We start from the raw sequence: 881 nt of genomic DNA on the forward strand, positions 1-881 counted from the left end.
ATGGCTTAAAAACAGAAAAGGTAGACTTTCGCCTACCTTTCTTAGCTTTCTTTAGAGAGAGTATCCATTCTCCCTTATGAAGTCTATTAGTTCTGGAGTTCTGGGGACTTCAAAAAATATTCCTCCAAATTTGTGCCAAATTGATGCCTTGATAAGATCATTTGCGGTTTCGAATAGTGGGGTGAATTTAAGTTTTTCATAATTGTCTTTTGTAAACGATTTTAGCACTTCCAAGTCACAAGAGTCATCTCCCTTATGGATTTCTAATTCTTCAAAATTGAACTGAAAGCTTTCAATTGATCCATCCACTAAATATCCCATTAGTTTTTCAAAGTTTTCCTGTGATAAACGATAATTAAATTGCTTCATCCCTTTTGTGCTAATTTTTGCACACATATAATCCCAATAATCAGTTGAAAATCTCACCCAAAGTTCTTTTTGCTCAAGCATTAACGATTCTAACAGGTTGTGTGCTCCCATGTCATCATAATTTTCTGCACCTACTAAGAAACCATTCACGTTAATTTTCAAGTCTTTTTTACTCGTTTCCATATCTATTATTTTTTTCTTTTTTGCCTTCACTCTATTGTTCTGTAGAAGGCTTCACAGTTGTAATCTCTGATTGATTACACTGCAAAGTTGAGAAGATGGCAGAAGGTAGGTTATAAAGAAAAGAAAGCCATTTAAAGGGTATTCTTTAGATGGCTATAAATAAGCAGATTGGTAAGAAAAGCAAGAGTCTGTTTCTTTTACCAAAGATATTCAGATGATGGATTGTTAGGAGAAGTACGGTAATCTTCCATTTGTTTAGGCTTCCATTGTGGCTTAAATTTCTGCTTTACTAAGTATGCTATAGCAGCACCTAAGTAGTTTTCATCATT

General features: G+C 34.1%; 1 protein-coding gene. It reads right to left on the reverse strand.

The annotated features are described in order from the left end of the window. Positions 1 to 51 precede the first annotated feature (51 nt). On the reverse strand, positions 52 to 552 hold the full coding sequence (locus D0T51_RS12200) for a hypothetical protein (RefSeq protein ID WP_163729683.1): 501 nt from the start codon (positions 550 to 552) through the stop codon (positions 52 to 54). Positions 553 to 881 lie beyond the last annotated feature (329 nt).

Source organism: Parabacteroides sp. 52, assembly GCF_010500925.1.
Classification (GTDB): domain Bacteria; phylum Bacteroidota; class Bacteroidia; order Bacteroidales; family Tannerellaceae; genus QVMG01.

Coding starts and splice junctions, on each gene's coding strand:
- D0T51_RS12200 (WP_163729683.1), bottom strand. CDS start 552: ATGGAAACGAGTAAAAAAGACTTGAAAATTAACGTGAATGGTTTCTTA.